Raw genomic sequence first — 13315 nt, 5'->3', positions numbered from 1 at the left:
CCAGCGTTCGCGCGCAGCGACGAGAATCGAAGGATGACGCGAACGCTGGCGGCCCTTCCCGGCGCGGCGCGCAGGCTGTGCCTGAGTCGCCGAAAGGGAGAGATCTGCACGCGTGAGAAGGGCCACCGCGGTCTGCATCACCGCCGTGGCGGGTCTCTGCTCTGGAACGACCTGCAGGCCGATCCGCCGGAATGCTCCGGAGCGGGCACACCGGCACCGCCCGCCGCGACGCTCGACGACGGCTTCCCCGGGGGTCGAGGTCTCTGCCCCGTGTGCTGGGCCTTCGTCCCGCTCGAGAGTGGAACGTTGACCCCGCACGACAGCTGGCGCGGAGACCCCACGCGCGCCGAGGCCGATCAGCGCCGCGAGTGGTTCAACGCGTTCGGCTGGTGAGACCCGCGGGGCGCGCCGTTCCGTCGACCACTTCGACGGTCTCATCGAGCGCGCTCTCGTGGACGAGGTCGTGCGTGACGAGCAGCGTCGCCGTCCCGCGCTCCCGGGTCAGTCGGGCGAGGAGTTCCATGATCGCGGCCCCGCGCTGGCGGTCGAGGGCGCTCGTCGGTTCGTCGACCAGCAGCACGCGCGGCTCGTGCACGAGGGCACGGGCGATCGCGATGCGCTGACGTTGACCGCCCGAGAGCTGGGCGGGACGACGCTCGGCCTGATCGATCAGCCCCACGGCATCCAGGAGATCGTCCACGCGGGCCCGGACCGCGGCCCGGCGTGCCCGGGTCCCGCGTCCGCCGAGCTCGGCCATGACACGCACCTGCTCGCGCGCGGTCAGCGCGGGGAGCAGTTGCGGCTGCTGGAAGACGATGCCGATCTTCTCTCGGCGCAGCGTGGTGGCCTCGGCGCGGCTGAGGGTCGTGGCATCCGTCCCGTCGACGAGCACCCGACCGGAATCGGGCCGCACGAGGGTGGCGGCGATCGCGAGGATGCTGGACTTGCCCGACCCCGACGGGCCGGTGATGCCGGTCACGATGCCCGGGCGGCCTTCGATGGTCACGCGGTCGACCGCGGTGACGCGCGAATCGCCGTCGGGGTAGGTGAGGGTGACGTCGTCGAGAAGGATCATCGTGTGCTCCCGAGTGCGGTGAGGGGGTCGGAGTTCGTGACGGTGCGCAGCGACACGGCCGCGCCGAGAGTGCCGAGCAGGATCATCGCCAGGCCCGGGGCGAGGGTCGTGAGGGGATTCAGGACGAACGGCAGCGCTCCGCCGGCCGCGGCGCCCAGGAGCGCGGTGAGGCCGATACCGACGCCGACGCCGACGAGCAGAACGACCAACGCCTGACCGAGTGCGTCGCGCACGAGCGCGGGTGTGCTCGCCCCGAGCGCCTTGAGGACGGCGATGTCGCCGGCTCGCTGCATGGTCCACACCGTGAAGAACGCGCCGACGACGAGGGCCGAGACCCCGAAGAGCATCGCGATCATGAGCGCCAGCGAGCCGATCTCGGAACGGAAGGTCGGCAACGCCGTGAGGCTGGCGAGCGTCCCGGTCGCGGTGGTGCCGGTCTGCGCCGCGACGTCGTCCCACGCGGGCGATCCGCTCACGCCGAGGACCGTGGCCGCGCCCGAGCCGCCCAGCCGCGTGTCCAGCGCGGCCCACGCCGACGTGGTGAGCGCGACCACCGGAGTGTGGCTGTACCAGGCGTCGCCCCCGACGGATGCCACGCGGTACGTCGTCCCGGCGACGGTGATGTCATCGCCCACCGCGGCTCCGAGCGCACTCGCGGCACCCGCCGACAGGCCGACGTCGCCGTCGCGTGCGGGGGCGAGGGCGGTCAGGGCGGTGGAGTCGGAGCCCGCACCGAGCCCGAAGAGCGCCACTCCGCCGCTGCCGCCGGGGCCTTCGGCGCGACCCTGCGCGATGCCGATCGGGTCGACGGCATCGACGCCGGGGGCCGCGCGCCACGCGGCGACGGTGGCATCCGAGATCGTGGAGTCCGTGAACGTCGCCGCGGCGCCGTCGACGGGCTGGAAGACCAGGCGGTCGCCGGGGAGCTCGAGCACCGCGGAGACGTTCTGCGCCGCCAGTCCGCCGGTCAGGCCCGAGAGGAACCCCACGAGCAGGGTGATGAGGGCCACGACCGCCCCGATGAGGGCGAACCGCCCGCGGGCGAACCGCAGATCGCGCCATGCGACGTACACGTCGCCTCCTTCCGCCCGGCGGATCTCACCGGATGCCTCCACCCTCGTCGGGGAGGCCGCGCGGGTCATCGCCGACGTGGGCGAACATCCTCTCCACCTTTCGGATGATCCGCCGGGCGCCCGGCATCCGTACCCTGGAGGACGACATGCCGCACCGCACCCTCGCTCCCGTCTTCACGGGGCTGCGCGTGGGACTCCACGCGCTGTTCGCCGGCCTCCTCGCGCTCGTCGTCGTGCGGGTCGTCTGGACCGGCGCGTCGCTGTGGCCGCTCGTGCTGGCGGCGCTCTTGGCCCTGGTGTACGTCGCCGGCCTCGGGATCGCCCGTCGGCGCAGCAGGACCGGAGGCATCGCGTGGGTATGCGCCCTCACCCTCGTGTGGGCACCGCTGATGTGGCTCGTGCCCGAGGCGGCCTACCTCGTCTTCCCGTTGTTCTTCCTCTACCTGCACCTGCTGCCCGGATGGGCGGGACCGGCCGCGGTCGTGGGCGCGACCACCCTCACGATCGCCGGATTCGCGGTGCACGGCGGCCTCACCGTCGGCGGGGTCGTCGGACCCGTCGTGGGGGCGGGGGTCGCGCTGCTCATCGGGCTCGGGTACGGCGCGCTGCAGCGGCGCAGCGCCGAGAGCGAAGCGCTCGTCGCGGAACTGCTCGCGACCCGCGACCGGCTGGCGGCGACCGAACGCGAGCAGGGGGTCCTCGCCGAGCGGGCGCGCCTCGCACGCGAGATCCACGACACCGTCGCGCAGGGGCTGTCGAGCATTCAGATGCTGCTGCACGCGGCAGAGCGGGCGGATGCCACGGGGCCGGGAATCGCGCACATCCGGCTGGCGCGCCAGACCGCCGCCGACGGTCTGGCCGAGACGCGACGGTTCATCCGCGAGCTCGCGCCGCCGAACCTGGAGCGCGGTCTCGGCTCGGCGTTGCGGCGGCTGGCCGAGGGGTGGGCGCAGCGGGAAGGGATCGACGTCGAGACCGTGACGTCCGCGGAGGCGGCCCTTCCGATGGACTCCCAGGCGGCGCTGCTGCGCATCGCGCAGGGCGCGCTCGCGAACGTGGCCCAGCACGCCGATGCCTCCCGCGTGCGGGTCGCCCTCGAGCAGGACGGCCCGGACGTGCGGCTCTCGATCGCCGACGACGGCCGCGGATTCGATCCGGGCCGCGCCGAGGCGACGGCATCCGGGACCGATTCGTTCGGCTTGCGCGCGATGCGCGAACGCGTCGACCAGCTCGATGGCGATCTCGTCGTCGAGAGCGCGCCGGGCGGGGGCACCGTCGTCGCGGTCACTCTCCACGGAGCCGCCGCGTGATCCGGGTCGTGATCGCCGACGACCACCCGGTCGTGCGCGCCGGGGTGCGGGCGCTCCTGGAAGCCGAACCCGACATCGAGGTGGTCGGCGCGGCCGCGACCCCCGACGAGGCGGTCGCGCTCGCCGCCGCCCACTCGCCCGAGCTGGTGCTCATGGACCTGCAGTTCGGCGACCGGGCCGCCGGGGCCGAGGCGACGCGCCGGGTCCGGGCGCTCGCCGCGCCCCCGTACGTGCTCGTGCTGACCAACTACGACACCGACGGCGACATCCTCGGGGCCGTCGAGGCCGGGGCCAGCGGCTACCTGCTCAAGGACGCGCCGCCCCACGAGCTGCTGGCCGGGGTGCGCGCGGCCGCCGCCGGGCAGAGCGCACTGGCCCCGGCGATCGCGGGGCGCCTGCTGGCACGGCTCCGCGAGCCGCGAGTGAGCCTGTCCGCGCGCGAGATCGAGGTGCTCCGTCTGGTCGCCCGTGGCTCCTCCAACGCCGAGGTCGCGGCGCGGCTGCACATCACCGACGCCACGGTGAAGTCGCACCTGGCCCACGTGTTCTCCAAGCTCGGGGTCTCCTCGCGGACCGCGGCGGTGTCCGCGGCCCGCGCCCTCGGGGTGCTGCGCTGACCGGACGTCCGCACGGCCCCCGTACGATGGCGGCATGGTCCCGGTTCGCGTGCTCGGGGTGGCCCTGGATTCCGCCCAGCAGCATGTCGTCCTGCTCGCGCCGCTGCCGGGAGGCGGCGCCGAGGGAGGGATCGTCCTGCCGGTGTGGATCGGTCCGCAGGAGGCGATGTCGATCCTCGTCGCGATCGAGCGCGCGGCCACCCCGCGCCCGCTCGCGCACGACCTCATGGCCGTGATGATCCGTGGGCTGTCGGCATCCGTCGAACGCGTCGTCGTGACGCGGCTGGTCGAAGGCACGTTCTTCGCCGAGATCCAGCTCGCGACCCCGCGGGGCCCGTTCGTGATCGACGCCCGGCCCTCGGATGCCATCGCGCTGGCCGCGCGGACGGACGCGCCCATCCTCGTCGCCGAGGCCGTGCTGACCGAGGCGGGCGTGCCGGAGGGTGCGATGGAGTTCGACACCCGCGGTGACGACGACCGGGTGGAGGAGTTCCGCAAGTTCCTCGACGACGTCGACCCCGACGACTTCCAGGGCTGACGCGGCCGCCGGGTCGCCCACGCTCCTAGACTCGCGAGTGGGCCGCCGATCGCGGCGACCATCCACGACGAACGGGGTACGGATGCAACTCGCCATGGTCGGACTCGGACGGATGGGCGCCAACATCGTCCGCAGACTCATGAAGGACGGCCACGAGTGCGTCGTCTACGACGTGAACCAGGATGCCGTGGCGGGCCTGGCCGCCGAGGGCGCGATCGGGGCGTCGAGCATCGCCGACCTCGCCGCGAAGCTCGAAAAGCCCCGCGCGGTGTGGCTGATGATCCCGGCCGGCCTCACGGGAGGCGTGGTCGACGAGGTCGCCGAGGTCCTCGGGGCGGGCGACATCATCATCGACGGCGGCAACTCCAACTACCGCGACGACGTGCGCCGGGCCGCGAAGCTCAACGACACCGGCATCCACTACGTCGACATCGGCACGAGCGGCGGGGTGTTCGGCCTGGAACGCGGCTACTGCCTCATGGTCGGCGGCCACGACGAGGCCGTCGCGCACCTCGAACCGGTGCTCCGCACGATCGCACCGGGGCCCGGCGAGGTCGAGCGCACGCCCGGTCGCACCGGCGACTACACCGCCGAGGAGCGCGGGTACCTGCACTGCGGACCCTCCGGTGCCGGGCACTTCGTGAAGATGGTCCACAACGGCATCGAGTACGGCATCATGGCGGCGCTCGCCGAGGGTCTCAACGTGCTGAACAACGCGGACGCGGGCCTACGCCAGGGCGAGCACTCCGCCGAGGTGGCGCCGCTGGAGGAGCCGGAGTTCTACCAGTTCGACATCGACACCGCCAAGGTCGCCGAGCTGTGGCGGCGGGGATCGGTGATCTCGTCGTGGCTGCTCGATCTGACCGCCGCTGCGCTCGCCCAGAATCCCACGCTCGACGGGCTCGCCGGGCGCGTGTCCGACTCCGGTGAGGGACGCTGGACCGTGAAGGCCGCCGTCGACACCGGTGTGCCCGTCCCCGTGCTCGCCTCGTCGCTGTTCGAGCGGTTCGCTTCGCGCGGCGAGGACCACTTCGCCAACCAGGTGCTCTCGGCGATGCGACTGCAATTCGGTGGTCACCAGGAGCTCCCCGCGGGCGACGTGCTCGAAGCGGGCGGCAAGAAGGCGGACAGCGCCGGCTGAGCGCGGCGTCAGCGCGTCAGCGTGATCGCGCAGACGAAGAGGGCGGCGCCGTCGTTCCAGACGTCGGTGGCGGGAGCCACGCATCCGCCGTCTTCGGCGGTCAGCAGGGTGACTTCGGCGCCGCGGTACTCGACGTAGGGGCCGATGGTGCCGCCGACCGGAGCGGATACTCCTGCGGGCAGCGTGCCGATGGAGGCGAGAGCCTCCATCAGCGGCACGCTGCCCGTCTCGGTGTAGTAGCTGCTCGCGTCGTAGTCGCGACAGTTGGCGGTGCCGCCGCTCCCCGTCGGGAACCCGGTGCCCAGGCAATAGCCGCCGTCGGGCAGGTCGGGCAGCTGGCCGTGCTCGGCGCGATACCGCTCGAACAGCTCCTGCCACTGCGTGAGTTTCTGCGTCGCCGCGGTGTTCGGGTCGGCCGCGGCGTTCGGGCCGTTCAGGAACCAGACCAGGAACCCGACCGCGGCCACGATGATCACCGCGGCAGCGGTCAGAGCGGTGATCGCGGCAGGGTGCAGGCGGGCGCGGGGCTCGGACGTGGTGCGGGGTTCGGACGTGGCGCTGGTTTCGGACATCGCGCAGGCTTTCTGACGGGGAAGGGGCCTTCACGGTGCCACGTGGTCGTCGGTGCGTTGCCGAGGTCCCCCGGAAAGACGTGGGCGCAGCGGGCGGAGTCCATCCGCCACTTCATCCGGGTCGTCGGCGACGGGTCCGCCGCCGCGGTCGGCGAGGATAGAGGGATGAGTAGCTCCGCCGCGTCCGCGTCCTCCGATCGCTACGTCGTCGCCACCGACGGCGCCTGCAAGGGCAACCCGGGCCCCGCCGGCTGGGCGTGGGTGGGCGAGGACGGTCACTGGGCGGCCGGGTCGATCCCCGAGGGAACGAACAACATCGGCGAACTGCTGGGGTTGCTGCACGCCATCACCGATCACGCCGAGGTGCGCGAGCTCGTCGTGCAAGCGGACTCGAAGTATGCGATCGACACCTACTCGTCGTGGATGGACGGTCACCGTCGGCGCGGATGGGTGACGTCGGCGAAGAAGCCGGTCGCCAATCGCGGCATCCTGGAGGCCCTCATCGCCGCCCGCGACGCTCGCCGCGCCGCGGGGCTTCCCGATGTGGTGCTCGAGCATGTGCGGGGGCACAGCGGCCACGTGCTGAACTCGTGGGCGGACGAGCGTGCCGTGCGCGCCTCGCAGCACGCCGCGAAGGGCGAGGAGCTCATCTGGACGTCGTTGCGCGGGCTCGATCGGCTCGAGGTCGCGTCGGCACCGCCCCGGTCGGCCGCGGACCGCAACGGCCGGTAGCCCCGGCCGTCAGCCCTCGAGGACCTCCCGCTCCTCGGACGGGGTGAGCCCGGCGCGTCGCGGACGATCGATCCCGCGTGCCCGCTCATCGTCGAGCGTGCGCTGCATCGTCTCGGCGAGCGGTCGCCGCACGCCGCCGGAGGCCAGGAACGCGGCGTCACTGCGCCGCGCGAAGCCTGCCGCGTCGGCGGGAAGCCACAGCGGCAGCGACCGGGGACCCGCCCAGTACTCCACTCCCCGGGACTCGAGCGTGTCGTCGTCGAGGGCGATCGTCTCGCTCGCGATGCCCGCCGCGTCGCGGGCGGCCGCGAGGACGTCGGAGAGCGGGACCTCTTCGCCGACCGCGTTGACGGGTCCGCTCGTGCCTGCGTGCCCGGCGTGCGCGATCCACGCGGCGAGGTCGTCCACGTCGATGCCCTGGACGTGACGCCCCGCCGTCGCCGGGACGAGGACACGCCCGCCACGGGCGAAGCGCGCGGGCCAATATCCGAACCTGTCGGTGGGGTCGTCCGGGCCCACGATGAGGCCGGCTCTCGCGAGCAGGCCCCGTTCGCCCACTCGCGCCGAGGTGATCCGCTCGGCGTGCACTTTGGCATCCGCGTACCGCTCGAGGTCGACGGGGTCGACGAGCTCCGCCGTCTCGTCGGCGAAGGGGACGTCGGCGCGGGCGTAGACCGACACGCTCGACACCAGCGTCCAATGCGCGGCGCGATCGGCCAGGGCGTCGAGACCGGATGCCACGAATCGCGGATCCCACGAGAGTTCGACGACCTCGTCCCAGTCACCGCCGACGCCGTCGTAGGCGTCCGGGGCGTTCCGGTCCGCGCGGACGAGCCGGGCGCCGGCAGCGACGGCACCGGCGTCGCCGCGCGCGAGGCACGTCACCTCAGCGCCGCCGGTGATCGCGGCCGCCGCGATCGCGCGGCCGAGCCACGCGGTGCCGCCGAGGATGAGGATGCGTCGCATGGTCGCCAGCCAAGCATCGTCGGACTCATGCAGCGAGAGGGGTTCGCGGAGGGCGGACGTGCCGGAGCGACTCAGAACGGCGGCGGATCCGGTTCGGGGACGAAAGCGACGTATCTCTCGGGACGATCGATGATCGCGCGCCGCAGCGGACTCGTCCACTCGATGCTCCCGTCGGGGAACTGCCGGGCGGTCCAGGGGGTCTCGGTCTTCAGTGTGTGATGCCGCGTGCACAGGCACGCGAGGTTGTCGCGGCTCGTCGTCCCGCCGCGAGCATGGTCGTGGTTGTGGTCGACCTCGCACCGCCGCGCCGGCCGGCGGCATCCGGGGAACCGGCAGTGGACGTCGCGGGCACGCACGAAGCGCTGCATCGCGGGCGAGGGGCGGTAGCGGTCGACGGCGAGGACGGTGCCCGTGACCGGGTGGGTGACGAGACGGTCCCAGGCGGGCGCGCCCGCCAGGAGTCGCCGCGCCGTGTCGGCATCGATGGGGCTGAGGCCGTCGATCGACGCGCCTCGGTCGCTCGCCCCGGCAGCGGTCAGCGCGGGAACGGTCACCGACACGTGCGCCCGGATGGCCCCGAGGCCGCCGGGGAGGACGTCGGAGGTCGGATCGATCGCCGGCCGACCCGTGAGCACGAGGTCGCACAGCAGGTCGGCGCGGACCTGGTCGATCGTGCGCCGGTCGTGCACGGCATCCGGATCGGTGTCGTCGTCCGCGGCGGGCCGTGCGACCGCGCGGATCTCGTTCGCCTGTCGGGTGAGGCGGTCGTACATCGCGCGGATCTTCGTCGCCCCGTCGAGCACCCCGAGCCGCGCCATGCCGTCGACGTCGTCGTCGATCCAGACCCGGCGCTGCTGCTCGGCGCGTGCGAAGCGCTCGGTGATCGAGACGGGGTGCAGTTCTTCGACGAGAGCGCGCGCGAAGGCCCGCGTGCCGGCGACGGTGTCGTTCGCGGCCCGCTCGACCACGCGGCGCTCGTACTCCGCCCGCACGGCGGGATCGTCTATCTCGACGCCGATGTCGCGGATCACCGCGGCGTGGCGTGGGCTCAGGCGCCCCTCGGACAGCGCCTGCAGCGTCGCGGGGAAGTCGTCGACCAGCTGCAGGGCTTCGCCGAGGCGGCGCTGCACCGTGCGGTCGTTCCAGCGCAGCGCGACCCCGATCTCGGCCGCGATCGAACGCAACGCCATCTCGCGCTCCTGCACCGCTCGAGGCCGGTGCGCCGACCGCTGCAGGGCGACACGCATCGCGGCCGCGAACTGCAGGATGCGCGCCGCCTCGAGCTCGGCGAGGGCGCGCTCGCTCTCGATCAGCGCACCGACGACGTCGGTGAGGACGGCGTCCTCGCGATCGTCGAAGAGCGGTGGTCGTTCCGGCATGCACACATGCTGCCACGGACCTCCGACATCGCGCCGGGGCTATCCACAGGGGGAGGAGGGGTCAGTCGTCGTCCCCTCCGAGCGCCGTGCCCTGGTGGAACACGCAGCGTGGATGCGGGTCGCAGCGCCACAGCGACGACCGGCGGCTGTCGCGCCCGTCGAACCGCACGCGGTACTCCCGCAGGACGAGGTCCGGCCCCCCGGGTATCGACCCCGGCGCCAGCGGGTCCGCCGAGAGGAGGGGCGGGTACGGTCGAGCATCATGATCGACGAACATGACGCGCCCTCGCGCCCGCCGTTCGCTCTCGTCGGGGCGGTCGCCCGCGCTCACGAGCTCGGGTTCCACGGCATCCGGATCGATGCGTACCTGTACGCCACGGGGCACTGGCGGTGCCGCATCCACGTGCCCTCATCGGACGACGACGAAGGCCCTGAGCTGCTGAGCTACTCCAGCGCCGGCGGGTGGGACCTGTTCCACGACGGGCGGACCGAGTGGACCGTGGATGCCATCACCGAGCGATTGATCGATCTGGCTCGGCCGTTCCCCTCGGCATCCCTTCCCGATCCCGCCTATGCGGCCTGGCTCGCGGAGCTGCGGGACCGGACCGGTGGCGGTGCGTTCGTGATGTCGGAGGACGCGTACACGCGGGAGCAGCTGTGGAAGCAGCGCGGTCTCGTCTCGCTGATGTACGCGGATGCCGAGGCAGCCCGCCGCGACGCGGAGCGGCCGGGCGCGGGCGCGGTGGACGAGAACGGCTGGACGCTCGATCGCACCATGCCGGTCCCGCCCGCGCGGTGAGCGGGACCCGCCGCGCGGCCTCAGCGTACGGACGCGCGTCGGAGGAAGACGTACTGCCCCGCGAGGGCGAGGACGATCACCACGCCCGCCGCCGCCGCGACCCACCACGGCTGGAACGCCGACGCGATCGGGACGAGGAGGATCACGACGATCCCCAGCGAGACCACGAGCGCCGCCGCGAGCCCGATCGGCCCGAGTGCCCCGAACCGCACCCAGGCGGCGGCGAAGGCGCCGCCGACCGAGAGGACGAAGAGCGTGCCGAGGAACGCCGTGACCGCGAGCTGGACGGGATTTCCGGAGCCGAGGATCGTGACGTCGGTCATGTAGATGTCGAAGAACCAGTGCCCCGTTGCCAGCTCGATGGCCAGCAGGACCAGCAGCATGGCGGTGACGTAGAGCGAGAGCGCGACGTGGGTGAGCACGGTGCCGAAGACGAAGGTGCGGCGCGTGCTGCCGAGCGACAGGGCGAGCGGGAACGTCAGTGACACGGTCTGGACCCCGAGCCATCCGAAGAAGCCGGGCAGCGCCCAGAAGACCGCCGCGTTGTTGCGACTGTTCTGCACCCACTCCGGGCTGCCGGGGACCGAGCCGATCCGCCAGAAGATGATCGCGATGATCACGGTGAGCGCGAACACGATGAGCATGATGCCCGGCGGGGTGCGCAGCAGCATCGCGCGCTGCGCGAAGTGCAGGCGCAGGACATCCAGCGGCGCGGCGCCGCGCGAGCGGGTGACGGTGGCGGAGGTCATGCGAGGGTTCCTTCCCGGGTGTCGTTCTGGACGCCGTAGGCGGCGACGAGGTCCTGCAGCGTGGCCGAGGTCAGTTGGACGCCGGTGCGAGCGGCCTGCGCGCGCAGGTCGTCGTCCGCCCGGGTCTCGACGACGAGAGACGTGAGGCCGCCGATCGTGCGGCGCTGGAGGACGCGGCGTCCCTCGGCCAGATCGTCGACCGCGGCGGTCAGTCCGCTCAGCGTGACGGCGCTGCCGCGCAGCTCGTCCGCCGTGGCCGTACGCACGAGGCGTCCGTCGTCGACGATCACGACGTGCTCGAGCAGGGGTTCCATCTCGTCGATGAGGTGCGTGGACACCAGGATCGTGCGCGGGTGGTCGAGGTAGTCCTGCATGAGCGAGTCGTAGAAGAAGCGTCGGGCCGTGGCATCCAGTCCGAGGTAGGGCTCGTCGAAGATCGTCACGGGTGCGCGCGAGGCGAGGCCGAGCACGATCCCGAGCGAGGAGGCCTGCCCGCGCGAGAGCTTCTTGATCGCGGTCTTGCGGGGGAGCCGGAAGCCGTGGATCAGGCGCTCGGCCACCTCGGCATCCCACCCGGCGTGGAAGAGCGGGGCGACCTCGATCGCCTGGCGCAGCGTGAAGTCCTCGGGGTAGCGCTGGTTGTCGCGCACGAAGCTGATGGATGACATCGTCAGGGCGTTCTCGAACGGATCGGTGCCGAACACCTCGACGGAACCGGTGCTGGGCCGGTCGTGGCCGGCGATGATCGACATGAGCGTCGTCTTGCCGGCGCCGTTGCGGCCGAGGAGCCCGGTGATGGCGTTCTCGGGGATGTCGACGGTCACGGAGTCGAGGGCGAGCGTGCGACGGAAGCGTCGCGAGACCCCCGACAGGCGGATGGCGGGCTGTGTCATGACGAGGCCCCTTCCTGGTCGATGATGCGGTGGATGTCGGGAAGATCGAGACCGAGGGAGCGCGCTTCGGCGAGCAGCGGCGCGACGAAGTCGGCGCGGAAGGCGGTGGTGCGTTCGTCGCGGAGTCGCTGACGCGCTCCTTCGCTGACGAACATGCCCAGCCCGCGCCGTTTGTGCAGGATGCCGCGATCGACGAGCAAGCCGAGGCCCTTGCCGACGGTCGCGGGGTTGATGCGGTGGAAGGCGGCGAGTTCGTTGGTCGAGGGGACCTGTGTGCCCTCGGGGTAGCTGCCGGCCAGCACGCCGTCGGCGATCGACTCCGCGATCTGGAGGAAGATCGGCTTGCCGTCGTCGAGCATCGGACTCCTTTGGTTCGTTACTTGAGTAATGAACCTACGAGCCTGCGGGGTTGCTGTCAAGCGGTGCGAGCGACGACGGCTCCTGTCTCGCCGGACACCACGAGGTCAGCTCGATCGCGCGTCGTCTCGATCAGGTCGGCATTCGCCCCGTCGACGTTCCGCGCCCACGCCGTGGCCGCCTCCACCGTGCGCCCGTGGCGTGTGTGGCGCTCGATCAGGCGCGCCTCGCGCGCCGCCGGGGGAGTGGTGCAGAACCACGTTTCGTCGAGAGCCTCGCGCACGAGCGCCCACGGGCCGTCGTCGACGAGGAGGTAGTTTCCCTCGACCACGACGAGGCGTGCGGCGGGCTCGATCGCGATCTCGCCCGCGACGCCCTCGTCGACGGCGCGGTGGAAGCTCGGTGCGAAGACGGTGTGGTCGGTCTCGGCGCGCACCCGGTGCAGCAGGGCGAGGAACCCCCACCCGTCGAACGTGTCGAGTGCCCCCTTGCGGTCGCGCCGCCCGAGACGCTCGAGCGTGGCGTTGGCGAGGTGGAAACCGTCCATCGGCAGAGCGGCCGCCACCCCGGCGAGGCGGGCGTTCAGCTCGTCGACGAGCGCGGCCGCGAGCGTCGTCTTGCCGCTGCCCGGGCTGCCGGCGATCCCGAGCAGGAAGCGCGCGGATCCGGATGCCGCGCGCTCGACGCGGTCGGCGAGGGCTTCGACGGCGTGCGTGGGCGGGGAAGCGGGGGCCAGCATTCCCCGAATCTATCCGGGGCGTGGGCCCGCGAACGGATCGACCACGGGAGGGGACGGGTCAGACGCCGACGCGGGCCGCCTGCAGCTCACTCAGCACCGTAGCGATGAGATCAGCGCGGGGGACGGGCTTGATGAGCACGACGTCGAATCCGTGACGCTCGGCGAACCCCTCCTCCGTCTCGGCCTCCACGCGGGCGGTCATCAGGATCAGGCGAGTGCTCTTCAGAGCGTCGTCGGCGCGGACGAGGCGGGCGAGTTCGAGGCCGTCCATTCCGGGCATCATCCAGTCGAGAATCGCCACCGCGGGACGGCTTTCGCGCAGGATCTGCAGCGCGGTGGAGCCGTCGTAGCACTCCACGGCGTCGAGACCGGCGG

General features: G+C 72.4%; 18 protein-coding genes. 7 read left to right on the top strand and 11 right to left on the bottom strand.

Annotated features, from left to right (window positions below; genetic code table 11):
• The coding region (locus LQV45_RS08545; RefSeq protein ID WP_230006627.1) for a hypothetical protein at nt 1-393 on the top strand (393 nt) is incomplete at its 5' end.
• Here the strand turns inward: LQV45_RS08545 and LQV45_RS08540 are convergent.
• On the bottom strand, nt 374-1075 hold the full coding sequence (locus LQV45_RS08540; RefSeq protein WP_230006626.1) for an ABC transporter ATP-binding protein: 702 nt from the start codon (nt 1073-1075) through the stop codon (nt 374-376). The genes LQV45_RS08545 and LQV45_RS08540 overlap by 20 nt on opposite strands.
• The gene (locus LQV45_RS08535) at nt 1072-2148 is read right to left on the bottom strand and encodes an FtsX-like permease family protein (protein WP_230006625.1); all 1077 of its coding nucleotides are present in this window, start codon (nt 2146-2148) and stop codon (nt 1072-1074) included. Before LQV45_RS08535 ends, LQV45_RS08540 begins: the two co-directional genes overlap by 4 nt.
• 146 nt (nt 2149-2294) lie before the next feature.
• Between LQV45_RS08535 and LQV45_RS08530 the strand changes: the two genes are divergently transcribed.
• The 4 genes from LQV45_RS08530 (at nt 2295) to gnd (ending at nt 5754) form a co-directional block, all read left to right on the top strand.
• Entirely contained in the window at nt 2295-3458 is a 1164-nt protein-coding gene (locus tag LQV45_RS08530) for a sensor histidine kinase (protein WP_230006628.1), read from the top strand.
• Nucleotides 3455-4075, top strand: coding sequence for a response regulator transcription factor (locus tag LQV45_RS08525; RefSeq protein WP_230006624.1), 621 nt, complete (start codon nt 3455-3457; stop codon nt 4073-4075). The genes LQV45_RS08530 and LQV45_RS08525 overlap by 4 nt, the downstream gene beginning before the upstream one ends.
• Nucleotides 4076-4109: 34 nt before the next feature.
• Nucleotides 4110-4613, top strand: coding sequence for a bifunctional nuclease family protein (locus tag LQV45_RS08520; RefSeq protein ID WP_230006623.1), 504 nt, complete (start codon nt 4110-4112; stop codon nt 4611-4613).
• 82 nt (nt 4614-4695) lie between these two features.
• The gene (gene gnd, locus LQV45_RS08515) at nt 4696-5754 is read left to right on the top strand and encodes a phosphogluconate dehydrogenase (NAD(+)-dependent, decarboxylating) (protein ID WP_230006622.1); all 1059 of its coding nucleotides are present in this window, start codon (nt 4696-4698) and stop codon (nt 5752-5754) included.
• An 8-nt stretch (nt 5755-5762) separates the two neighbouring features.
• Here the strand turns inward: gnd and LQV45_RS08510 are convergent, their stop codons facing one another.
• Entirely contained in the window at nt 5763-6326 is a 564-nt protein-coding gene (locus LQV45_RS08510) for a hypothetical protein (RefSeq protein WP_230006621.1), read from the bottom strand.
• Between the two features lie 165 nt (nt 6327-6491).
• Here LQV45_RS08510 and LQV45_RS08505 point away from each other — a divergent pair, with 165 nt between their 5' ends.
• On the top strand, nt 6492-7058 hold the full coding sequence (locus tag LQV45_RS08505; protein ID WP_230006620.1) for a ribonuclease H: 567 nt from the start codon (nt 6492-6494) through the stop codon (nt 7056-7058).
• A 9-nt stretch (nt 7059-7067) separates the two neighbouring features.
• Here LQV45_RS08505 and LQV45_RS08500 read toward each other — a convergent pair whose 3' ends face one another.
• The 3 genes from LQV45_RS08500 to LQV45_RS08490 form a co-directional block, all read right to left on the bottom strand.
• Nucleotides 7068-8024, bottom strand: a complete 957-nt coding sequence (locus LQV45_RS08500) for an NAD-dependent epimerase/dehydratase family protein (RefSeq protein WP_230006619.1) — start codon at nt 8022-8024, stop codon at nt 7068-7070.
• Between the two features lie 71 nt (nt 8025-8095).
• Complete coding sequence (locus tag LQV45_RS08495) at nt 8096-9403, bottom strand: HNH endonuclease signature motif containing protein (protein ID WP_230006618.1); 1308 nt, start codon at nt 9401-9403, stop codon at nt 8096-8098.
• Between the two features lie 61 nt (nt 9404-9464).
• A complete protein-coding gene (locus LQV45_RS08490; protein WP_230006617.1) occupies nt 9465-9680 on the bottom strand; it encodes a hypothetical protein in 216 nt (71 codons plus the stop codon).
• Here LQV45_RS08490 and LQV45_RS08485 point away from each other — a divergent pair.
• Nucleotides 9666-10202: a hypothetical protein gene (locus tag LQV45_RS08485; RefSeq protein WP_230006616.1), complete on the top strand. Its 537-nt coding sequence runs from the start codon at nt 9666-9668 to the stop codon at nt 10200-10202. The genes LQV45_RS08490 and LQV45_RS08485 overlap by 15 nt on opposite strands.
• A 20-nt stretch (nt 10203-10222) precedes the next feature.
• Here LQV45_RS08485 and LQV45_RS08480 read toward each other — a convergent pair whose 3' ends face one another.
• From LQV45_RS08480 to LQV45_RS08460, 5 genes are all read right to left on the bottom strand, one after another.
• On the bottom strand, nt 10223-10951 hold the full coding sequence (locus tag LQV45_RS08480) for a hypothetical protein (protein ID WP_230006615.1): 729 nt from the start codon (nt 10949-10951) through the stop codon (nt 10223-10225).
• Nucleotides 10948-11844, bottom strand: a complete 897-nt coding sequence (locus LQV45_RS08475) for an ABC transporter ATP-binding protein (protein WP_230006614.1) — start codon at nt 11842-11844, stop codon at nt 10948-10950. The genes LQV45_RS08480 and LQV45_RS08475 overlap by 4 nt, the downstream gene beginning before the upstream one ends.
• Nucleotides 11841-12203, bottom strand: a complete 363-nt coding sequence (locus LQV45_RS08470; protein WP_230006613.1) for a GntR family transcriptional regulator — start codon at nt 12201-12203, stop codon at nt 11841-11843. Before LQV45_RS08470 ends, LQV45_RS08475 begins: the two co-directional genes overlap by 4 nt.
• 56 nt (nt 12204-12259) lie before the next feature.
• Nucleotides 12260-12940: a nucleoside/nucleotide kinase family protein gene (locus LQV45_RS08465; protein WP_230006612.1), complete on the bottom strand. Its 681-nt coding sequence runs from the start codon at nt 12938-12940 to the stop codon at nt 12260-12262.
• A gap of 58 nt (nt 12941-12998) precedes the next feature.
• Nucleotides 12999-13315: response regulator (locus tag LQV45_RS08460; protein ID WP_230006611.1), on the bottom strand; the 317-nt coding region annotated here is incomplete at its 5' end.

Source organism: Microbacterium sp. Bi128, from assembly GCF_918698205.1.
The sequence above is the reverse complement of the archived record's forward strand: the minus strand, read 5'-3'. Positions and strand labels throughout refer to the sequence as shown.